The following is a 20,035-nucleotide window of genomic DNA, read 5'->3' on the forward strand; positions in this document are numbered from 1 at the left end:
CGCCGTCACTCGACCAGCAGGCCGTCGAGCTCCGCTTCGAGCAGGGCGCAATGCAGCAGAGCCTGGGCCAGGTACTTCTTGACCATGCGCTCGGATACGCCGAGCTGCCGGGCTATCTCGCGGTAGGGCAAACCATCGAGCTGAGCCAGCAAAAACGCCTCCCGCACCCGGGCAGGTAGTCGCAGTAGCATGGCGTCAACTTCGTGCAGGGTTTCCATGATCAACGCCGCCTGTTCCGGCGAGGGCTGCAGCGCTTGCGGACGGTTGGCGAGCGCACTCAACCAGGCCTGTTCCAATTGCTTGCGGCGCCAGTGGTCGATGCTCAGGCCTCGGGCTATGGTCGCCAGGTAGGAGCGCTCGCCACTGTGACTGTCGAAGCTGCGCGGGCGAAGCAGCAGGCGCACGAAGGTGTCTTGCACCAGGTCGGCGGCATCGGCGCCATCGCCCAGGCGGCGACGCAGAAACTGCTGCAGCCAGCCGCTGTGGCTGGCGTAGAGGCTATGCAGGTGGTTGGTATCGAGAGGCGTCATCGAGAGCACGTACCCGTTGGCGTTTACGCGCCTCAATGCAGATAAGAATTAGTCGCAAATTAGAACAAGATGCGCTGATTGCTGCAATGGGTGGTGCTCAATTCAGTTTGCAGGCACGGGCTGCCGACTTCGTGCAGCAGCCCGTGATGGTGTTGGTGATGCGTCAAACGCTGCGCATCAGGCCACCACTGGAGTCAGCGGGTCGGCCGCTACCAGGGCGGTTTCGCGGATCGCGGCGGGCGGGTAGATCCACTGTGTGTTGATCTCGGTTTTCAGCTGCTTGCCCTTGGTGCCGGTCAGCACCACTTTGCGCTCCCAGCCTTCGGTGAATAGCGCGCCCCATTCGCCGAGATCCAGGCAGGTGACGTACTTGGGCTGGCTGTAGGTAATGGGTGCGACACCGAGCAGGTCGGCCGCAGCGTTGTTACCTGCGGAGCGGCCCAGAGCGATGGCGTGCTGGCAGGACATCAGCGCATGGTTGCCGTGCTCGTCGGCTGCCGCGTAGGCGGTATCACCGGCGGCGTACACGCTCTCCAGCCCGGAGACCTTGAGGTTACGGTCAACATGCAGGCGACCCTGAGCGTCACGCTCGGCAGTCAGCTCCCTGGTCAGCGGCGAGGCCTGCACGCCAACCGTCCAGATGACCGTCTGGGCGTCGATGCGCTCGCCGTTGGTGAGCGTGACGCCGCCCTTATCTACCGCACCCACTGCACTGCCCAGGCGCCAGTTAACGCCCTGCTGGGCGCTGGCTTCGGCCACGATGGGGGCGACGTGTTCGCCCAGGCTGGCGCCGATCCGCTCGCCACGGTCGACCACTATCACGCGGATATCAACCTCGTCGCCCAGGATGCTGCGCAGGCGAGCGGGCAGCTCGGTAGCGGTTTCGATACCGGTGAAGCCGCCGCCCGCTACCACTACGGTGTTGCGCGCCGGGCTGTCTGGCAGATCGCGCAGGCTGTGGAGATGACGCTCCAGGGCCAGGGCCTGCTCCAGGCTGTCGACATCGAAGGCATGTTCGACGCCGCTCAAGGCGGGGCGTACCACCTGGCTGCCGCTGGCGAGGATCAGGCGGCTATAGCCCAGCTCGCTGTCGAGGCCGTGTTCGCTTCGGTAGGTCAGGGTTTGCCTGGCGCTGTCGATACCCGTGACCCAGCCTTGCACGAAGCGGATGCCGACCACGGCGAACAGCTCGTCCAGCGGTGCGCTCATCCGCGCTACATCCGCCTCGTAAAAGCGTGGCCGCACGTGCAGTTGCGCCTTGGGAGCAATTACGCAGACCTCGATATCCTCGCGTGCCTGCAGGTCGAGTAGACGCGCCGCGCTCAGGGCGCTCCACAGACCGGCGAAACCGGTGCCGATGACTAGAATTCGTTGCTTCATCAGGTGTTCCTCGAAAGCGGTTGCCTGGCCGCAAGGTGCGGCGCAGGAAGGGCGATACGCTTGGGGCGCGATCGCTGCAGTTGACGAGGCGATTCTCTGCTTGAAGTGGATCAGCGTATTGATCCATAAAGTGCTAAATGGATTGATCCAAGAGAGGCGTTCATGGCAGCCAAGAATCAAGGGCCATTGGTGGTATCACTGCCGCTCGGCGAGCCGCAGCCAGGCGAGAGCCTGCAGCGTTGGCTATACACCGCGCTGCGCGAGGCGATCCTCAGCAGTCGGCTGCCATCGGGCAGCCAGTTGCCCAGTACGCGAGCGCTCGCTGAGCATTACGGCATGGCGCGTGGTACGGCGCAGGCCGCCTACCAGCAGTTGCAGTCCGAAGGCTATCTGAATACCGACAGCGGCTATGGCACGCGAGTCTGCGTGGTGTTGCCGGATGCTACGCTGAACGCGGGCTATGTAAGGCGGCCAATCGCCCCGCAGGTAGAGCAACCGCGTGACGCGCCAGATACGCTCTGGGCGCAGCGCCTGCAGGCAGAGAAGCCGGTGTTCATGAGTGGTGGAGCACAAGCTGGATTGCGCCCGTTCTTTCCGCACCGCGGCGACGTGTTGGCATTTCCTATCGACTTGTGGCGCAAGCTGCACACCGGGCACCTGCGTTCGTCTCGCCTGCTGGATATGCTGGATGCAGACCCAGCGGGCTTGCCCGTATTGCGCAATGCCATTGCCCAGTACCTGTCAATTGCCCGTGGCGTGCTGGTGGCAGCCGAGCGAATCGTGATTCTTGGCAGCGTCCAGCAGGCGCTGGATCTGACCCTGCGGCTAGTGGTTGCACCTGGCGAGACGGTGTGGATGGAAGACCCCGGCTATCCCGGCGCCCGGCAATTGATGAAGGCCAGTGGCGTGGACATGGTCGATGTGCCCGTTGACCGTGAGGGCCTGCAGGTCGAGGAAGGGATTGGCCTGGCACCGGGTGCGCGCATGGCCTATGTCACCCCATCGCACCAGGCACCGCTGGGCGGCGAGCTGTCACCAGCACGGCGTCTTGCGTTGCTGCGTTGGGCCAGTGAAAACGGCAGCTACATCTTCGAGGACGATTACGACAGCGAGTATCGCTTCGTCGCTAAGCCCATCCCGGCGCTGCGCAGCATGGCCAACAGCGACGCTCAGGTGATTCTTGCCGGGACTTTCAGCAAGCTGCTATTTCCGTCCCTGCGCTTGGCCTACGTGGTATTGCCGCCGCAGTTGGTGGAGCCCTTCACGCGCCTGGTTTCGCTGACCGCGCGGCACGCCAACAGCCTTTCACAGGCAGTACTGGCCGACTTCATCGAGCAGGGGCATTTCGACCGCCACCTGCGGCGCATGCGCAAGCTGTACGCGGCGCGGGCCCAGGCCTTCGCTCATGCCGCCGAGCGACATTGGCAAGGGCTGATCGACGTTCCGCCAATACGCGCGGGGCTGGATGTGGTGTGTCGTCTGCTGGCGGGCGATGAGCTGGACGTGCAGGCGAGGCTGGCCGCGGAAGGCATCGACGTGATGCCCTTGCAGCGTTACTGCGTGAAACCTCGGGCGCCTGGGCTGGTGATGGGCTTCGCGCCCTATGACGAAGCGGCCATCGAACGTGCCGCCAAGGATGTGGCGCGGTTGCTGCAATCGATGAACGTGCGCTAGCGGGCCACGATGATCACGGTGATGCAGATCATCGCCACCACGCCAAAAACCATGCGGGCGATCCATGGTGCTGTGAGCCATGCCGTCGTGGCGCCGGCAACCTGGCCGACGTTCTTTTCCGACAGCCAGCGATTGCTGGCCGGCTGGCTCATCGGGTTGCCACATTGCGGGCAGGCATGAGCTTTGTCGGAAATACGGTTCTGGCACTCGGGGCAGTCGATAAGGCTCATGTCGCTCGTCCTCTGATCAGTGGCGATGGCGAACGTGAGACTTGGCCGGTGCAGCCGAGTTCCACCACAGGGCACAACTGGCGGGGTCTGTAGCGTTTTCGTGGAGGAGATCACAAAGCGCCCGCAGCGTGCTGCGGGCGCTCCTGGCGGTTACTTGCGGCGCCACTGACCCTGCTGCTGGATGTACTGGCCAGCAGGGGTTTTGTCGATGGCTTTTTGCCCAGCGATGGTTTCCACGTCGCTGAGCTGGATACCGTTTTGCTTGGCCAGTTTCTGGTACTCGGCGCGGCGCGCCTCGTTGATCAGCTTGGCGATCTCGTCGGCCTGGCCGGCGGATTTGACCACGCCGAGGTAGCCGTTGGGCTGCTCGCCGAGTTGGCCGCTGGCCTTGGCATCGCTCAGGGCGGACATCGCCTCGTTGAGGCTGATAGCGTGGGCCGGCAGGCTCAGGCTGAGCAGCAGCAACAGGCCGGCGAAGGGTTTGATCAGGCTCATTTGCGTTTCCTCAGAACAGTCCGCTGGATTCACTGAACATGCTGTCCAGTGCCTTATCCACCTTGATATAGATCTCGTGCTCGATCTTCACATTCAGGTTGATGTTGATCGGCTCGTTGGGCATCGCCAGTTGTACCGTGGGGGTACAGGCTACGCTCAGTAGCCCCAACAGCAGGGCGGTGATGCAACTACGCAAGCGCATGGCGCTTCTCCTCGTCAAGGCTCCTTGGGTGCGGTGCTGCGCTGTAGCATTCGCTGCTGCACGCGCCGCGTGATGATCTCGTTGACTCTGTCCGTCAGTTGCAGGCTGGCGAGCAGGTTGGGGATGTCCTCCTCCAGGTTGATGTTGAAGTGAATCGGTCGGCCATTCTCGATGGCCGGGTTCTGACCTTCCAGGCGCATGGCCAGGCGCAGTTTACCGTGCTGATCATAGTCGACCGAGCTGTTCAGGGTGGTGAAGTTGAAGTCTTCCAGGGACTTCGTCACCAGCTGCATCGCCGGGTTGCTGCGGCCCAGGGCCTTGATCTTCTCCGAGCTGAATTGCAGGCGCCCGCCAGGTTCGCGGGCGGCGATATGGCCTTGTTCCACCTCGATGCCGTTCTGGCCCAGGCGCACCGGCAGGTCGCCATCCAGTGTCCCGCTTCCGGCCAGGCCTTCTGCCGGATAGAGGGTGAAAAGCTGCTGGAGTTCCAGGCCGCGAATCTGGATCGGAAACAACTGATTGCCGGCGGCGAGATCCCATTGCCCTGGTGTGAGGGTGACCTGCCCGTCCATCAGAGCCGTTCGGGCGAGGTTGACCTGCAATTGGCCCTTGTCGGCGCTGGCCAGTGATGCGCTGTAGCGACCACGCGCCTCGATCGGGCCGATGGGCAGGCCGGGGTTGGCCTGCTGTATTTTCAGTTCTTCAATGTTCAGGTCGAAGCGCTGGCGTGCCAGCTTGAATTGCAGGCGAGTATCCAGACCGCTGAGTTCGGAGCGGTCGTAAATACCGCCCAGGCCTTTGCCGGTCAGGTTCAGATCGACATTCGGCGCGCTGCTGCCAGCGGCCAGCGCTAGGTTTGCCGTGGCATTCAGGCGGCCACTGTTGAGGTCGAGCAGTTCCGGCCACTGCACCAGGGTTTTGGCCAGCGGGTTGCCGGAGCGCAGGAACAGTTCGCCGAGGGTCGCCTTGAGCAGCAGATCCTGCTTGGCGTCGAGGCTTGCATCCACGTCCAGCTGCAATTCGCTGTCGTTGCTCAGCTTACCGCGTAGGGTGCCGGCCAGATTCGCGGCGCCTACCTGGCTCTGCAAACGCCAGCCCTGAGGCTTGAGGTTGGCCTGCCCCAGGCGTGTGGTGCTCAGGTTCAGCGGGCCCTTGAACTGCCAGTTCTGCAGGGCGCCGTCCTGCAGCGTCAGGTTCAGGGCGCTGCCAGCGAGCTCTACTTGCAGCTTCTGTGCATTTAGGTCGGCGCCTTTGAGGGTGGCTGCCTGAAGCTGGGAGCCTTGGCCAAGGCTCAACTCGATTGCGTTGCCATCGGCGTGGCCGGCCAGCTTGAGGTCGCTGGTCAGCTCGCCTGCTTGCCAGCCAGCCTGGTTGGCCTTGGTAGTGCGCGTGGTCAGGCGTGTATCGGCGAACTGCACGGCCCACGGGGCTGAGCTCGCCAGCGCCAGACGGCCTTGCAAGTCCAGGCGGGTGGCGCCACGCAGTGCAAGCGTCAGTTTCAATGGCAGACTGCGCTCGGCCAGATCGCTACGTAGGTCGCCGAGCGGCGTGTCAGGCTGCACCTGTACACGCAGGGATTCGCTGCGCAGTTCCGGCGGCAGCACGTTCAGCCAGTCGGCACTCGGCTGGGTGAGCTGCAGATCCGCCTCGACGCGCCTGGCGATCCACTGTTTCCCGTCGTTGTGCGCCGCCAGTGTTAGCTGGCCTTGCAACTGGCCAAGCCCTGGAAAAGGCCAGGGTTGCGGCAGGTTACCTTGCACGTCGAGCTGGCCGCTGGCAGCCAGCAGGTTGTCTACATCCATTGCGCGTCGCGGCAGGTTCAATTGCCACGAGCCTTGCAGGCTTACCTCTCCTGGTGCCTGAGGCCACTGCTTGCCTTGCGGTACCGTCCAGGCGCTCAGCCAACTCTGCAAGGCGGCCGCCTGAGTCAGTTGCGTCGCATCGAGTTGGCCGCTCCAGTTCAGGCCGCCGTCGACTTGATCGAGACTGCTTTTCACGCTTAGTTGCGGCTGCTGATCGACCGCCAGGGTCAGTTGCAGGTCGAGTGCATCGCTGCGGGGCTGCAGAGTGAGCGAGCCATTCAGTACCTGTGTCTGGTGGTTGAGGTTCAGTTGCACGGCCAGGTGATCATCCTCGCTACGCAGCAGGCTCAGGTCGCCTGTGGCGGTGCATTGCCCGCGGGCACAGGGCAGGGCGGCGGCGAGTTGGCGAATATTGAGGCTGCGTGGCAGCAAGGCCAGTGGTGCGGCCAGTTGCTGCAGGTCGAGATCGGCTGGCGGTGTGGCTAGCGCGACCTCTTCACTTGTCGGTAACCAGGTGATCGCCAGGTTGCCTATATCGAGGTGTTGCCAGAATGGCAGGCTGAGGCCGAAGTCGCGCCAGGCCAAGTGCAGATCCTGGCTGTGCAGTTCCAGAGTGCCTGCGCTGCTGCGTTGAGTCAGTTGCAGGTCTTGCACATTCAGGCCTGTGCTGGAGAGTGAAACGCCCTGCCAATCGAGTTTATCGATGCCATTGCGTTGCAGCAGGTAGCGCCCACCCAAATAGAGGGCGGCGGTGAATACCACGAGCAGTGTGAAAACAACAGACAGTCGCAGCCTGGTGCGGCGGCTGAGCATGGGGCGTCATCCATAAACAAGGTATTTGCGACGGTAACCCGAAGCGACACGGGCTGCCAAACACGCTGTTTGCTGAATGTGCCGCTCATAGTTTTATGTCGCAATGGTGACATGGGCATTATTGGTGCGGGGCTAAAACGTCCGCCTGTCATTGCGTGGGCCCCTTAGGGCATGCCTGATGCCCCGCAAAAGGGCGTCCCAGGCAGCTTGCAGATGGACTTGTGCACAATCGCGATGCGGCTTGTCAAGTCTCATATTGGCGCTTGCGTAATTCATTGAATTGTCGTAGGTTATAATTTAAGTATATGAAAAATATGGTTTTTTTATATCTGGTGAAAAAATAGCCAGTTTGACTTCGCCCCCCATTCCATCGGTGTTGAGGGTTCTTTCGCCCACGATATGCACATAGTTATCCACAGCTTCTGTGGATTGTCATAAGCAGGCCTGCAAGGAGTAGGGCGGGCTTTACCTGAGAATAAAAAAGAGTAGAGTGGCGCGCCTCTCTGGTAACCCCTGCTTTTTCTACTATGCCCCGCGTTTTGCCCCATCCCGAGCTTCATCTGCTTCCCGTCCGTGCCCAGGTACCTGTTCGTGTTGCCGCCTGGCTGCTAGACAGTCCGCGATTGGGTCATGCCACGAGCATAAAACGCATCGCTGGTCGGCTGCTTAAGCAGCCGGCACGCCAGGGTGTGGTTCAGGCGCAGAGCCGCCTTGGTCAGATGCTTTGCCGTGATTGCGACAACGCCCGTGATCGCCGTATTGGTGTGGAGCTACTGCGCCAAGCGGCACGTGCGGGTGATGGGGCCGCGCAGTTGGAACTGGGGCGTCTCTACTGTCAGCCGCGTACCCTCGAACTGCAGCAAGCGCGGCACTGGCTTGAGCTGGCGGCGTTGCAGGGGCAGGACGAAGCACGGGATTTGCTCCAGCGTCTGTAGCCTCTTTAGGTTCGCCCACGCGCGTATACTGCCCGGCAGTCTCGCCTGGATTCCCGTATGCCCTTCGATCTCGTTTCGCTTCTGCCGGCCTTTCTGGTCGGCGCTCTGGTTTGTGCCATTCCCCTGTTGCTGCGTACTGTCGCCCTGTCGCGGGAGGCCGAGGAGATGCGTCTGCAATCCGGCCTTGCGCAGGAGCGCATGAATGCCGCGCAACTGGCCCAGGCTGGCTTGAGTGCGCAGCTGGACAGTTGCCGCGAGGAGCTCGCCGAGATTCTCGAGATCAAGGCCGACCAGCAGGCCGAGCTGGCCGCGCTGCGCCGCGAAACTCATTTGTTGCAAAACGACCTGCAACTTTCTCGTGAGCAGATAAAGGGCGGGCAGGCGCTGCGCGATCAGCAGGAAGCCGAGCTGCGTCGCCTGGATACCGAGCGGGCTGGCCTGGCTGCCGAGCTGCATGAGCAACAGGAAAACCACCAACAACGTCTCGAAGATCTGCAGGGCGCCCGCGATGCCTTGCGGGCGCAGTTCGCCGAGCTGGCGGGCAAGATCTTCGACGAGCGCGAGCAGCGTTTCTCGGAAACCAGCCAGCAGCGCCTCGGTCAGTTGCTCGATCCGCTCAAGGAGCGCATCCAGTCCTTCGAGAAGCGAGTCGAGGAGAGTTATCAGCAGGAGGCGCGCGAGCGCTTTTCCCTGGGTAAGGAGCTGGAGCGCCTGCAGGGGCTGAATCAGCGCCTGAGCGAAGAGGCGATGAACCTCACCCAGGCCCTCAAGGGCCAGAAAACCCAGGGCAACTGGGGGAGCTGGTGCTCGAGCGCGTGCTGGAGCACGCCGGCCTGCAAAAGGGCCGCGAGTACCATACTCAGGTCAGCCTGAAGAGTGCCGATGGCGAGCGCTTCCAGCCGGACGTGCTGATCCAGTTGCCAGGCGAGAAGCAGGTGGTGATCGATGCCAAGGTCAGCCTGACGGCCTATCAGCAGTGCGTGTCCGCCGCCGACGAGGCGACGCGGCAACTGGCCCTCAAGCAGCACGTGCTGTCTCTGCGCAGTCATCTGAAGGGCTTGTCGCTCAAGGATTACCAGCACCTGGACGGGCTGCACAGCCTGGATTTCGTGCTGCTCTTCGTGCCCATCGAGGCGGCATTCGCGGCCGCTTTGCAGGCTGATCCGGGGCTGTTTCAGGAGGCCTTCGACCAGCACATCGTGATCGTCAGCCCCACTACGCTGCTGGCGACCTTGCGGGTGATCGACAGCCTCTGGCGTCAGGAACGGCAAAGCCAGAACGCTCGGGAAATTGCCGAAAGGGCGGGTGCGCTGTACGACAAGTTCGTGGCTTTTATCCAGGATCTGGACGAGGTGGGCATGCGCCTGCAACAACTCGACAAGGCTTATTCCGGTGCGCGCAACAAGCTGGTCGATGGTCGCGGCAACCTGATAAGCCGCGCCGAAAATCTCAAGCTGCTCGGCGCCCGAGCCAGCAAGAGCCTGCCTCCCGAGCTGCTCGAACGAGCCGCCGGCCTGCCTCTGGATGAGCCAGAGGACGACTGAATCCTTGTCTGATCGCTGCCCCGCCAGGAGGATTTCGCTTCCTGGCTGGACGTGACTGAAAATTTGGCTATCTTGTCGGTTGTCATACTTCTTTAGGGTGTGGCGATTTCGCCTGGCTGATTATTAAACCGGCTCGATGGCTGGTTTAATTTCAGCTGATTCAATAGATTGGCCATAACAAGGATAAGAATATGCCGCTCATCGAGAGCTCATCTGCGTCAGCAGTGCAGGGTGCCTGGCGCCAAAAAAGTATGTTGTCGTACCGCTTGCGCTGCTGTTCAGCGCTTCTGCCCTGGCGCTGGACGCGCCCCACAAGGTTCAAGTGCCGACCCTGGCCTACGACGACAGCCAGATCATTCTGGTCTGGGAGAAGCCGGAGAATGCCGCCGGCATCGTCGACTATCACGTCTACATGGACGGCAAGAAACTGGGCGGCGCCAACGCCAACAACGACCAGCATTCGCCAGCCAAGCCGTACATCGATCAGTTCTACAAGGCCGATACGGAAAACTTCCATCACCGCATCTCCATCCATAACTACACCGTCGATGGCCTGAAGCCCGAGACCGAGTACCGCTTCACCGTGCGTTCGGTGGATGCCGACGGGCGCGAGTCCGGCGACAGCCCGGTGCTGGTGCAGCGAACCACGGCGACCCCCGAGGTCTTCAACGTCGAGGAGCAGGGTGCCAAGGGCGACGGCAAGACGCTCAACACGGCGGCCATCCAGAAGACCATCGATGCCTGTTCGCTGAACTGCAAGGTGCTGATCCCGGCTGGCGTGTTCAAGACCGGCGCGCTGTACCTGAAGAGCAACATGACCTTGGAGGTCGCCGAGGGCGCGACGTTGCTGGGTTCGGAACGCAGCGAGGATTACCCGCTGGAGGGTTATATCCAATATCCCTATTCGACCATGGTGCGCCCGGCGTCGTTGATCAACGCATTGCCGCGCGATCCGCGCCAGCATCAGTCGTTCGAGAACATCCGCATCGTCGGCAAGGGCACCATCGACGGCAACGGCTGGAAGCGCAACGACGACAGCCGTGACGAGCTGGGCAACACGCTGCCGTTCTATCGCGCCAGTGACAACACCCGTTACATGGAAGACGGCATTCTCGCCAAGGATCAGGTCGAGAAGGCGGTAGCGCGGGGCATCATCGTCAAGGACGCCTATGGGCAGATGCGCTCGTCACTGATGACCCTGCGCAACGTCACCAACGTGTTCTACGGCGGCTTCACCGTGCTCAATCCGGCTTACCACGGGATCATGAACCTGGAGACCGAGAACGTGGTGATGGCTGGCACCGTGCACAAGACCTACGACGCCAACAACGGCGACGGTATCGAGTTCGCCAACAGCAAGGGCGCCATGGTCTTCAACAACTTCTTCGACACCGGCGACGACTGCGTCAACTTCGCATCGGGCACCGGCGCCGATGCGACCAAGCAGCCGCCTCAGGAAGATGCCTGGATCTTCAACAACTACTTCCGTCGTGGGCACGGCATGGTGGTCGCCGGCAGCCATACCGGCGGCTGGATCCAGAACATCCTCGCCGAAGATAACGTGTCCGATGGCACCGATACCGGCCTGCGCATGAAGAGCACCAACTTCATGGGCGGTGGTGCGCGCAACGTCACCTTTCGCGATTCGGCTATCCGCAATACGGTCAAGCAGGGGGTGATCATGACCCTCGACTACCACGACCCCAACGCCATTCTCGACTACAAGCGCTCGACCGTTCCTGGCCAGTTCCGCGATATCCGCGTGGCCAACGTGACGGTGGAGGATGCTGCCGGTGCGGCGATTCAGGTCAAGGGTGACAGCGCCCACGACGCCTTCCACGAGAACGTCGCCTTCGAACAGGTACGCTTCAAGGGCAAGGCCGGGGCGCAGATCGACGGCCTGCGCAATTCGAGCTTCACCGACGTCAGCTTCGTCGGTAGCGAGGGTGACCCTTGGAACATCAAGGGCAGCGAGGGGCTCAGCTTCGACCGCGTCGAGCCGCCGCCAAAGCGCTAGGTCGCAATCAATTGACGTGGGGCGGCTCAGTCGTCCCGCGTCAGCACTTCCAGCAGCTCGATTTCGAAGCTCAGGTTAGAGTTGGGCGTGATATGCGCGCCCATCGAGCGTTCGCCGTAGGCCAGGTGCGCGGGCACGAACAGGCGACGCTTGCCGCCGACTTTCATCCCCATCAGCCCCTGATCCCAGCCCTTGATTACTCGCCCGGTGCCGATCACGCACTGGAAGGGCTTGCCGCGGGAATAGGACGAGTCGAACTCGGTGCCGTCTTCCAGCCAGCCGCGATATTGGGTGGTGATCAGCGCGCCTTTGACCGCCGCTTTGCCATCGCCTGGGTGGAGGTCTTCGATACGTAAATCTTCGCTCATTGCCTTCATTCCGATGTTCCAGAGGGCCGCGTTTTCGCAGGAAACGCGGTGTTTTGCAACAGCTGCACGCGGCAGCAGATGGTCTGGTGAGGCGTATCTCAAAGGCAGGCTATGGCAGGAACGTGGCGCTAGCGGCCGGTCGCGATCTCGTGGGAGGGGCCGGGCGGCGATCCGCTTTAGCCGCGGGCTCTTTACGCCTAACTAGGCAAAATCGAGGCTAAAGCCTCTCCCACAAAAGCTCTGCTCACCGTCCGCTATCGCCTTATTGCAGTGGCAGATGGCGGCTGATCAACGCGCGCAGGGCCGCCGGCTTGACCGGTTTGGGCAGGAAATCCAGGCCCGCAGCGTGCACCTGGGCGATCAGCTCGGGGCGGCCGTCGGCGCTGATCACCACTCCGGGTACCGGTTCACCGAGGCGGGTGCGCAGCCAGGCCATTAGCTCGGTACCGGTATCGCCTTCGTCGAGGTGATAGTCGACCAGCGCCAGGTGCGGGCGCACGTCGCCTGCGAGCAACGCTTCGCACTCGGCGCGATTGCGCGCCGACCACACTTGGCAGCCCCAGCGTGACAGCAGACTGTGCATGCCGGTGAGGATACTTTCCTCGTTGTCGATGCACAGCACCTGGGTGCCGGTGAGTAGCTGGCCATTGCCTTCCGGTCGCGTGCGCTGTAGCGCGGGCGTCTGATTACGGGCGATAGGCACGGTGACGCTGAACACGCTGCCTTTGCCTGGCCAGGAGCGTACTTCGAGGCTGTGATCGAGCACCCGGCATAGCCCGTCGGCGATGGCGAGGCCCAGGCCCAGGCCTTTCTCGGCGCGGGTCTGGTGGCTGTCCAGGCGTTTGAATTCCTCGAAGATGGTCTGGCGCTTGTCCTCGGGGATGCCCGGCCCGCGATCCCATACTTCCAGACGCAGCTGCCCACCCTGGCGGCGCACGCCCAGCAGCACGCGGCCCTTGGCGTAGCGGAAGGCGTTGGTGAGGAAGTTCTGCAGCACGCGGCGCAGCAGCTTGATGTCGCTGTCCACGCGCAGTGTGCTGCCCTGCATATGGAAGTCGACGCCATGTTCTGCCGCCAGCACCTTGAATTCGGCGCCCAGGGTGTCGAACAGATTGTTGAGCACGAAGGCGTTGCGATCCGGGGTGATGCGGCCGTTCTCTAGGCGCGAAATGTCCAGCAGGTCGCTGATCAGGTCTTCTGCGGAGCGCAGCGAGCTGTCGAGGTGACGCACCAGTTCCTGGGCTTCCCGCGGCAGCGCTTCTTCCTGGTGGGAGAGGGCGGCGGAGAACAGGCGGGCAGCGTTGAGTGGTTGCATCAGGTCATGGCTGACCGCGGCGAGAAAACGGGTTTTCGAGGCGTTGGCCGCTTCGGCGACACTGGTGGCGGCGGTCAGCGCCTTGTTCAGTTGCGACAGCTCATGGGTGCGCTCGGCAACGCGCTGTTCGAGGCCCTCGTTCGCCGCCTTGAGGGCGCGCTCGGCTTCGCGAAATTCAGTGATGTCGGTGAAGCTCATGACGAAGCCACCGCCGGGCATCGGGTTGCCGATCAGCTCGATGACCCGGCCATTGGGGAATACCCGTTCGTAACTGTGGGCGGTGCCCTGGCGCATCCAGTACAGGCGCTTGGTGACGCTTTCCTCGACATCGGTGCTGCCGAGCATGCCGCGCTCGGCATTGAAACGGATGATCTCGGCAATCGGCCGACCCACGCAAATCAGCCCTTCCGGGTACTCGAAAATTTCCAGGTAGCGATGGTTCCAGGCCACCAGGCGCAGGGACTGGTCGACCACGCTGACGCCCTGGGTGATGTTCTCGATAGCGCCTTGCAGCAAGGCGCGGTTGAACTGCAGCACCTCGCTGGCTTCGCCAACGATACGCACCACGTCCTCGACCTGCATGTCGCGCCCTTCGATGGCCGCTTTCACTACCGCGCGGGTCGAGGAGGCGCCGAGTACACCCGCCAGCAGGCGTTCGGTGTGGGCGATCCATTCGCTGTTGGCCGGTTGTGCGGCGTTGAAGGTCTTGCCGTGGCGAGCAGCGAAGCGGCTAAAGCTGTGCTGCGCGCGCTCTGCGCCGACGAAGCGGCCGGCGAGCAGCAGCAGATCGTTGACCTGCACCGCGAGCATGGTGCGGCCGCCCTGCTTGCTGCCGAAGTCGTGGTTGACGAAGCGCCCGGCCTGCCAGTGCTCGGAAACCCGGGTGCGCGAGAAGAACGATACCCAGGCGAATATCATGGTGTTGCCGGCCAGCGACAGCACCACGCCGCGGGTCAGGGCATCCACCTCGAAGCCAATGGGGGCATAGAGCAGCGTACGCAGGCCAGGAAAGATATCCAGCGGCCAGCCCAGGCCGCGGGCCAGCACTGGCAGCACCAGTGTGTATACCCACAGTGCGGCGCCAGTGATCAGGCCGGCGAATACGCCGCGGCGGTTGGCCTGCTTCCACACCAGGGCGCCGAACATCGCCGGTGCCAACTGGCCGATGGCGGCGAAGGAGATCTGCCCGATGGTGGCCAGGCTGGCGTTGGTGCCGAGCAGGCGGTAGCAGACGTAGGCCAGCAGCAGGATCAGCACGATGCTGACCCGGCGCGCGGTGAGCATCCAGTGGCGGAAGGCCTCGAAGGGTCGCTCGGTGCTTTTACGGTGCAGCAGCCAGGGCAGCAGCATGTCGTTGGAAATCATCGTCGACAGCGCCACCGACGCGACGATCACCATGCCCGTGGCTGCCGAGGCGCCACCGATAAAAGCCAGCAGGGCGAGGGCCGGATGAGCCTCGGCGAGCGGCAGGCTGATAACGAACGAATCCGGGCTGACGCCGGCTGGCAGCAGCATCTGCCCGGCGAGGGCGATGGGGATGACGAACAGCGCGGCGAGTAGCAGATACAGCGGGAATACCCAGCGCGCCAGGCGCAGATCCTGCGGTTGGGTGTTCTCCACCACGGTGACATGGAATTGGCGGGGCAGGCAGATGATGGCGATCATCGCCATGCCGGTTTGCACCAACATGGCCGGCCAGTTCACCGCCACGGCCCAGTATTCTTCGAGCTCGGTATTGCGCTGTGCCTGGCTGAGCAGGTCGCCGAAGCCGTTGTACAAGCCGTAGGTGACGAAGGCGCCCACAGCGAAGAAGGCCAGCAGCTTGACCAGCGATTCGAAAGCGATGGCCAGCACCATGCCGCGGTGGTGCTCGGTAACGTCAAGGTTGCGGGTGCCGAACAGGATGGTGAACAGCGCCAGGATCAACGATACAACCAGGGCAGTGTCCTGGGCGCGGGTGCCGTCGGGGTCGCTTTCGGAGCCGATCAGCAGGTTGACGCCGAGCACGATGCCCTTGAGTTGCAGGGCAATGTAGGGCAGCACGCCGACCAGGCAGATGAGTGCGACGACGATGGCCAGCGACTGTGATTTGCCGTAGCGGGCAGCGATGAAGTCAGCAATCGAGGTGATGTTTTCCTGCTTGCTGATCAGCACCATCTTCTCGATCACCCAGGGGGCGAACAGCAAGAGCAGTATCGGCCCGAGGTAGATCGGCAGGAACGACCATAACTGCTCGGCGGCCTGGCCGACAGCGCCAAAGAACGTCCAACTGGTGCAGTACACTGCCAGCGACAGGCTGTAGACCCAGGCGCGTACTTTCGGCGGCAGTGGTTTGCGCCGACGGTCACCGTAGAAGGCGATGGCAAACAGAACGGCCATGTAGAGCAGGGCGACCGCAGCGATGAGCCAACTGGACAGCGACATGCATACTCCGGAAGAACCAAGGGGCGACTGTATCGTTGCATGCACGCCTTTACGTGCTCGCGTCAAGGCGTAGAAGATACCGCAGTAGTGTCTCAGTAAAGTACCGCAGCGTCAGGCGCGACCAAGGTCGCACATACACTGCGGGCGCTGCTTTTTATGGAGAAACCTAATGTTCAAGCCGCAGTTGATCACCTTGCAACGTGGTGCCCTGCGCATCGAGCCGCTGCTCGACGGCGATATTCCTGCGTTGGTGACGCTGGCTGAAGTCAACCGCTCTGAACTGGCCTACATGAGCGGCACCCGGCGCCTGGACTGGTATCGCCAGGCCCTGCACGAGCAGCGTGAGGATCGCGCGTTGCCCTTTGTGATTCGCCTGGGCGATCAGTTGGTCGGCACGACCCGCTTCGCCGATTTCATACCGACCTTGCCCGCTGTGGAAATCGGCTGGACCTGGCTGGACGCCAGCCAGCACGGCACCGGGCTCAACAGCATGATCAAGTACCTGATGCTGCGTCATGCCTTTGAAAGCTGGCGGATGGTTCGTGTGCAACTGAAGACTGCCGGCAGCAATTTGCGCTCCCAGCGCGCTATCGAAAAACTCGGCGCCATTCGCGAAGGGCTGCTGCGTAATCATCGCCGCCTGGCTGACGGGCGTCTCGACGATACCTTGATGTACAGCATCACCGATCATGAGTGGCCGGTGGTCAAGGCCGGTCTGGAGGCGCGCTTCGGCGTTTGATCCGCTATGGACTCCGGTGAACGCACCCGTTTCTGGGAAAGCTCCGCACTGGCTGGGGTCGAGCTGCTGCAGGCGCGTTATATCAAACAGCGCTTCACCCCGCATGTGCACGAAGGTTTCGTGTTCACCGTGATCGAGCACGGCGCGCAGCGTTTCCGCCATCGTGGCGCCGACCATCTGGCCCCCGTCGGTAGCATGGTGCTGATCAATCCGGATGAAGTGCACACCGGTTCGGCGGCCCACGAGCAGGGTTGGTTCTACCGGGCGTTCTATCCGGCCCCTGCGCAGGTGAATGGTGTGCTCGAAGAGTTGGGGCTGGCCCAGCGCGGCCTGCCTTCATTTGCCGCCAGCGTGCTGCAGGATGTGCAACTGCATCAGGCATTTGGGCAGTTGCATCGCCTGCTCGACAGCGACGCGAGTAAGCTGCAGCAGCAGACTGCATGGCGGGAAACGCTGCTGATGCTGTTCCAGCGGCATGCGGGTGTTACCCAAGCGCCGCTGCCTGGCCAGGAGCCCCGTGCGGTGACTTTGGCCAAGGAACTGCTCGCCTCGCGACTGGGCGAGCCACCTTCCCTGGAAGAGCTGGCCGCTGCGGTGAATCTCTCGCCCTTCCATTTTGCCCGGGTGTTCCGGCGCTCGACCGGCCTGCCACCCCATGCCTGGTTGCAACTGCGCCGATTGGAGCAAGCGCGAGCGCTGCTGCGTGATGGTTGCGCACCGCTGAGTGTCGCCTTGCAGCTGGGTTTCTCCGACCAGAGCCACCTTGGGCGGCAGTTCAAGCAGGCGTATGGCGTAGCGCCGGGCGAATACCGCAAGGGTTGTGCAGGCAGCCCCTGACTGATTTCGCTTGACAGGGCTCGCCTGCGCTAGCGTGCAGCAGCACAGCAAGATTGTTCAATCAAGCCGGCGGGAGGGTTCGTTAATCTGCGGCCTTGGCACACCGTTTAGGAAGCAGGTGGATGATGGACAAAGTGTTTTGGCAGGATCCTTATCAAACGCAACTGGTTACCCGTGTGGCCCAGGTGGACGGCGATGAGGTCAGCCTGGCATCGACCATATTCTTTGCGTTTTCCGGTGGGCAAGAAAGCGATACAGGTTCTTTGGCAGGCCTGCCGGTGCTGCAGGCGCGCAAGCATGGACTGGACATCGCCTATCTGTTGCCCAGTGGGCATGGGTTGAAGGTCGGTGATGAAGTGGCTTTGCTCATTGACTGGGGGCGACGCCAGCGCCTGATGCGGCTGCACTTCTCCGCAGAAATGGTGCTGCAACTGGTTTATCAACTGCATCCCGGGATTCAGCGCATCGGTGCCCATATTGCCGAGGACAAAGCGCGTATCGACTTTGCGTTGGACGCCAACATCGCCGCGCTTTTTTCCCGTATCGAGGCACAGGCCGCGCAACTGGTGGCCGAGAATCGGCCGATCATCTGTGAATTTACCGATGTTGCAGCGCAGAGACGCCTATGGCGTGTAGACGGTTTTGCCCAGATGGCCTGTGGCGGAACCCATCCGCGCACGACCGGCGAGGTCGGTTCGATTCGTTTGAAACGCAAGAATATTGGTAAAGGCAAGGAGCGCGTGGAGGTTTATCTCGTCGAGGACCGCCAGATCGTCCAAGACGCCGCGGCATTGACTGCCTGACCTCACGTGCTGTCGTGGCGCTGCGCTGGGTTAAGCTCCAGTAGGCGCGCTTCCGGCGCAAGGCGCGTGTGGCCTCGCCGGATCGACTGCTTCGTCTTCGCGATTCGTCCCCAAGGTTCCTATAGGTTTTGCTGGTATGCCCCGCCAACACGAATTCCTCCAAGGCCTGCGCGACATGCTGCCGATGCTGCTCGGTGCCATGCCGTTTGGCATCATCTACGGCAGCCTGGCCGGCGCCGCCGGGCTGAGCGCCTGGCAAACCGTCGGCATGTCGGTGCTGGTGTTCGCCGGCTCCGCGCAGTTCATCGCCATCAGTCTGCTGGGCGGTGGTGCCACCCTGGCGGTGCTGTGGCTGACCACTCTGGTGGTGAATCTGCGCCATGCCCTGTACAGCGCCACTCTGCAGCCTTTCGTTCGCCATCTGCCCAAGCGCTGGCGGGTGCCGCTGGCTTTCTGGCTGACCGACGAAGCTTTCGCGGTGGTGCAGCAGCGCTATGCGCGAAGCGACGCTTCGCCCTACAAGCACTGGTATTTCCTCGGTGCGGGGCTGGCGATGTATTTCAACTGGGTGAGCTGCACCCTGATCGGCCTGTTGTTCGGCCAGACGGTGCCGAACCTCGCCGCCTGGGGGTTGGATTTCGCGATGATCGCTACCTTCGTTGGCATCGTCGTGCCGATGCTGCGCAATCGTCCGCAGGTGGCAGCGGCGCTGGTGGCTGCGGTAGTCGCGTTGGTGTGCCATGACCTGCCGTACAAACTCGGCCTGATGGCCGCTGCCTTCGCCGGCATTGTGGTCGGCGTGCTGCTGGAGCGTTACCCACTGCTGGAGGAGCCGTGCTGATGGAAAACTGGATCTTGATTGTCGGCATGCTGGCGATCACCTTCGCCACCCGCTACAGCCTGTTCGCCTTTCCCGACCTGCGTTTTCCCCAGGCAGTGCGCCAGGCTCTGTATTACGTGCCGACCGCGGTGCTCACGGCCATCGTGGTGCCCGCCATGTTGCTGCCAGACGGGCGCAACTGGGCACTGAACTGGGACAACGCTTACCTGCTGGCCGGGCTGGCGACCATCGCCATCGCGGTAGCGACCCGGCACCTGCTGGCGACCATTGGTGGCGGCCTACTGATCTTCTTCCTGCTGCGCTGGGCGATGGGGCAGTTGCCGATCTGAGGTCGAGATTGTTCCACTTACCGCAATAAAGTAGTGCCAATAACGCGTATTCCTCAACTCGGCATCCTGTCGCAAGCTGGCCTCACGGATCGGGAACTCTCCCGATCCACCGCCAGCCAGGAGCCGACCCATGAAAATCCATCACTTCCCACTCTCAGGGCATGCCCATCGCGCCGTTCTGTTCGCCTCGCTGCTTGGCCTCAAGCCAGAACTGGTAGAGGTCGATCTCGCTGCGGGTGAACACAAACAGCCTGAGTTTCTGGCGCTCAACCCGTTCGGTCAGGTGCCGGTGCTGGAAGACGACGGCGGCGTCATCGCAGACGCCAACGCCATCCTCGTCTACCTCGCCAAGAAAACCGGCCGCACTGACTGGCTGCCTGAAGACCCTGCTGGTGCGGCGGCGGTGCAGCGCTGGCTGTCCGTTGCGGCCGGCGAATTGGCCTACGGGCCGTGTGCGGCACGCCTGATCACGGTATTCGGCTACGACCTCAACGCTGAAGAAGTGATCGCCCGCGCCCACGTGCTGCTCGCTCGCTTGGAGCGTCACCTGAGCGGCCGCCAATGGCTGGCCGCTGATCATCCGACCATCGCGGATGTGGCGCTGTACAGCTACCTGGCCCGGGCTCCGGAAGGCAATGTCGACCTGTCCTCTTACGTGCAGGTCAGGGCATTTCTGACGCGCATCGAAGCGCTGCCGGGCTTCGTCGCTATCCCCGAAACGGCCGCAGGGCTGACCGCCAACGCCTGAGCATCCACA

The 20,035-nt window shown here is 62.6% G+C and carries 17 protein-coding genes and 1 pseudogene; 10 read left to right on the top strand and 8 right to left on the bottom strand.

Annotated elements, in window-relative coordinates; translation table 11 throughout:
• Window positions 1–5: 5 nt before the first annotated feature.
• Together ACZ0AI_RS00875 and ACZ0AI_RS00880 are read right to left on the bottom strand one after the other, a co-directional pair.
• A complete protein-coding gene (locus ACZ0AI_RS00875) occupies window positions 6–530 on the bottom strand; it encodes a sigma-70 family RNA polymerase sigma factor (RefSeq protein WP_463564147.1) in 525 nt (174 codons plus the stop codon).
• Between the two features lie 177 nt (window positions 531–707).
• Window positions 708–1,910, bottom strand: a complete 1,203-nt coding sequence (locus ACZ0AI_RS00880; RefSeq protein WP_463564148.1) for an NAD(P)/FAD-dependent oxidoreductase — start codon at window positions 1,908–1,910, stop codon at window positions 708–710.
• A 162-nt stretch (window positions 1,911–2,072) separates the two neighbouring features.
• Here ACZ0AI_RS00880 and pdxR point away from each other — a divergent pair, with 162 nt between their 5' ends.
• Window positions 2,073–3,584: a MocR-like pyridoxine biosynthesis transcription factor PdxR gene (pdxR, locus tag ACZ0AI_RS00885; protein WP_463564149.1), complete on the top strand. Its 1,512-nt coding sequence runs from the start codon at window positions 2,073–2,075 to the stop codon at window positions 3,582–3,584.
• Here pdxR and ACZ0AI_RS00890 read toward each other — a convergent pair.
• From ACZ0AI_RS00890 to ACZ0AI_RS00905, 4 genes are all read right to left on the bottom strand, one after another.
• On the bottom strand, window positions 3,581–3,814 hold the full coding sequence (locus ACZ0AI_RS00890) for a zinc ribbon domain-containing protein (protein WP_463564150.1): 234 nt from the start codon (window positions 3,812–3,814) through the stop codon (window positions 3,581–3,583). The genes pdxR and ACZ0AI_RS00890 overlap by 4 nt on opposite strands.
• 150 nt (window positions 3,815–3,964) lie before the next feature.
• Window positions 3,965–4,309, bottom strand: coding sequence for a YdbL family probable chaperone protein (locus tag ACZ0AI_RS00895; RefSeq protein ID WP_463564151.1), 345 nt, complete (start codon window positions 4,307–4,309; stop codon window positions 3,965–3,967).
• 10 nt (window positions 4,310–4,319) lie between these two features.
• Window positions 4,320–4,511 (bottom strand): YnbE family lipoprotein, encoded by a 192-nt coding sequence (locus ACZ0AI_RS00900; protein WP_042553186.1) that lies wholly within the window; start codon window positions 4,509–4,511, stop codon window positions 4,320–4,322.
• 14 nt (window positions 4,512–4,525) lie between these two features.
• On the bottom strand, window positions 4,526–7,126 hold the full coding sequence (locus tag ACZ0AI_RS00905) for an intermembrane phospholipid transport YdbH family protein (protein WP_463564152.1): 2,601 nt from the start codon (window positions 7,124–7,126) through the stop codon (window positions 4,526–4,528).
• Between the two features lie 527 nt (window positions 7,127–7,653).
• On the opposite strand from ACZ0AI_RS00905, the gene ACZ0AI_RS00910 reads away from it, so the two are divergent.
• The 3 genes and pseudogenes from ACZ0AI_RS00910 to ACZ0AI_RS00920 all read left to right on the top strand — a co-directional run bounded on the left by ACZ0AI_RS00910 (window position 7,654) and on the right by ACZ0AI_RS00920 (window position 11,622).
• Complete coding sequence (locus tag ACZ0AI_RS00910; RefSeq protein WP_463564153.1) at window positions 7,654–8,061, top strand: tetratricopeptide repeat protein; 408 nt, start codon at window positions 7,654–7,656, stop codon at window positions 8,059–8,061.
• A gap of 198 nt (window positions 8,062–8,259) precedes the next feature.
• Window positions 8,260–9,605, top strand: a pseudogene (locus tag ACZ0AI_RS00915) (DNA recombination protein RmuC).
• A 235-nt stretch (window positions 9,606–9,840) separates the two neighbouring features.
• The gene (locus ACZ0AI_RS00920; RefSeq protein WP_463570113.1) at window positions 9,841–11,622 is read left to right on the top strand and encodes a glycosyl hydrolase family 28 protein; all 1,782 of its coding nucleotides are present in this window, start codon (window positions 9,841–9,843) and stop codon (window positions 11,620–11,622) included.
• Window positions 11,623–11,648: 26 nt separating this feature from the next.
• Here the strand turns inward: ACZ0AI_RS00920 and ACZ0AI_RS00925 are convergent, their stop codons facing one another.
• Together ACZ0AI_RS00925 and ACZ0AI_RS00930 are read right to left on the bottom strand one after the other, a co-directional pair.
• Complete coding sequence (locus ACZ0AI_RS00925; RefSeq protein WP_463564155.1) at window positions 11,649–11,990, bottom strand: FKBP-type peptidyl-prolyl cis-trans isomerase; 342 nt, start codon at window positions 11,988–11,990, stop codon at window positions 11,649–11,651.
• Window positions 11,991–12,252: 262 nt separating this feature from the next.
• Window positions 12,253–15,729, bottom strand: a complete 3,477-nt coding sequence (locus tag ACZ0AI_RS00930; RefSeq protein ID WP_463564156.1) for a hybrid sensor histidine kinase/response regulator — start codon at window positions 15,727–15,729, stop codon at window positions 12,253–12,255.
• A 169-nt stretch (window positions 15,730–15,898) separates the two neighbouring features.
• Between ACZ0AI_RS00930 and ACZ0AI_RS00935 the strand changes: the two genes are divergently transcribed.
• The 6 genes from ACZ0AI_RS00935 (at window position 15,899) to ACZ0AI_RS00960 (ending at window position 20,026) form a co-directional block, all read left to right on the top strand.
• Complete coding sequence (locus ACZ0AI_RS00935) at window positions 15,899–16,468, top strand: GNAT family N-acetyltransferase (RefSeq protein ID WP_463564157.1); 570 nt, start codon at window positions 15,899–15,901, stop codon at window positions 16,466–16,468.
• A 6-nt stretch (window positions 16,469–16,474) separates the two neighbouring features.
• Window positions 16,475–17,305 (top strand): helix-turn-helix transcriptional regulator, encoded by an 831-nt coding sequence (locus ACZ0AI_RS00940; RefSeq protein WP_463564158.1) that lies wholly within the window; start codon window positions 16,475–16,477, stop codon window positions 17,303–17,305.
• A 122-nt stretch (window positions 17,306–17,427) separates the two neighbouring features.
• Window positions 17,428–18,108, top strand: coding sequence for an alanyl-tRNA editing protein (locus tag ACZ0AI_RS00945; protein WP_463564159.1), 681 nt, complete (start codon window positions 17,428–17,430; stop codon window positions 18,106–18,108).
• A gap of 136 nt (window positions 18,109–18,244) precedes the next feature.
• Window positions 18,245–18,949, top strand: a complete 705-nt coding sequence (locus ACZ0AI_RS00950; RefSeq protein WP_463564160.1) for an AzlC family ABC transporter permease — start codon at window positions 18,245–18,247, stop codon at window positions 18,947–18,949.
• On the top strand, window positions 18,949–19,278 hold the full coding sequence (locus ACZ0AI_RS00955; protein WP_463564161.1) for an AzlD domain-containing protein: 330 nt from the start codon (window positions 18,949–18,951) through the stop codon (window positions 19,276–19,278). The genes ACZ0AI_RS00950 and ACZ0AI_RS00955 overlap by 1 nt, the downstream gene beginning before the upstream one ends.
• 130 nt (window positions 19,279–19,408) lie before the next feature.
• Window positions 19,409–20,026, top strand: a complete 618-nt coding sequence (locus ACZ0AI_RS00960) for a glutathione S-transferase family protein (RefSeq protein WP_463564162.1) — start codon at window positions 19,409–19,411, stop codon at window positions 20,024–20,026.
• Window positions 20,027–20,035 lie beyond the last annotated feature (9 nt).

It is taken from the genome of Pseudomonas sp. AC355 (genome assembly GCF_979258205.1).

Excerpts from the sequence above, each read along its gene's own strand:
- ACZ0AI_RS00930 (WP_463564156.1), bottom strand. The coding sequence starts at position 15,729 with ATGTCGCTGTCCAGTTGGCTCATCGCTGCGGTCGCCCTGCTCTACATG.
- ACZ0AI_RS00950 (WP_463564160.1), top strand. The coding sequence starts at position 18,245 with ATGCCCCGCCAACACGAATTCCTCCAAGGCCTGCGCGACATGCTGCCG.
- ACZ0AI_RS00880 (WP_463564148.1), bottom strand. The coding sequence starts at position 1,910 with ATGAAGCAACGAATTCTAGTCATCGGCACCGGTTTCGCCGGTCTGTGG.
- ACZ0AI_RS00940 (WP_463564158.1), top strand. The coding sequence starts at position 16,475 with ATGGACTCCGGTGAACGCACCCGTTTCTGGGAAAGCTCCGCACTGGCT.
- ACZ0AI_RS00955 (WP_463564161.1), top strand. The coding sequence starts at position 18,949 with ATGGAAAACTGGATCTTGATTGTCGGCATGCTGGCGATCACCTTCGCC.
- pdxR (WP_463564149.1), top strand. The coding sequence starts at position 2,073 with ATGGCAGCCAAGAATCAAGGGCCATTGGTGGTATCACTGCCGCTCGGC.
- ACZ0AI_RS00960 (WP_463564162.1), top strand. The coding sequence starts at position 19,409 with ATGAAAATCCATCACTTCCCACTCTCAGGGCATGCCCATCGCGCCGTT.
- ACZ0AI_RS00945 (WP_463564159.1), top strand. The coding sequence starts at position 17,428 with ATGATGGACAAAGTGTTTTGGCAGGATCCTTATCAAACGCAACTGGTT.
- ACZ0AI_RS00925 (WP_463564155.1), bottom strand. The coding sequence starts at position 11,990 with ATGAGCGAAGATTTACGTATCGAAGACCTCCACCCAGGCGATGGCAAA.
- ACZ0AI_RS00935 (WP_463564157.1), top strand. The coding sequence starts at position 15,899 with ATGTTCAAGCCGCAGTTGATCACCTTGCAACGTGGTGCCCTGCGCATC.
- ACZ0AI_RS00890 (WP_463564150.1), bottom strand. The coding sequence starts at position 3,814 with ATGAGCCTTATCGACTGCCCCGAGTGCCAGAACCGTATTTCCGACAAA.
- ACZ0AI_RS00910 (WP_463564153.1), top strand. The coding sequence starts at position 7,654 with ATGCCCCGCGTTTTGCCCCATCCCGAGCTTCATCTGCTTCCCGTCCGT.
- ACZ0AI_RS00905 (WP_463564152.1), bottom strand. The coding sequence starts at position 7,126 with ATGCTCAGCCGCCGCACCAGGCTGCGACTGTCTGTTGTTTTCACACTG.
- ACZ0AI_RS00895 (WP_463564151.1), bottom strand. The coding sequence starts at position 4,309 with ATGAGCCTGATCAAACCCTTCGCCGGCCTGTTGCTGCTGCTCAGCCTG.
- ACZ0AI_RS00900 (WP_042553186.1), bottom strand. The coding sequence starts at position 4,511 with ATGCGCTTGCGTAGTTGCATCACCGCCCTGCTGTTGGGGCTACTGAGC.
- ACZ0AI_RS00875 (WP_463564147.1), bottom strand. The coding sequence starts at position 530 with ATGACGCCTCTCGATACCAACCACCTGCATAGCCTCTACGCCAGCCAC.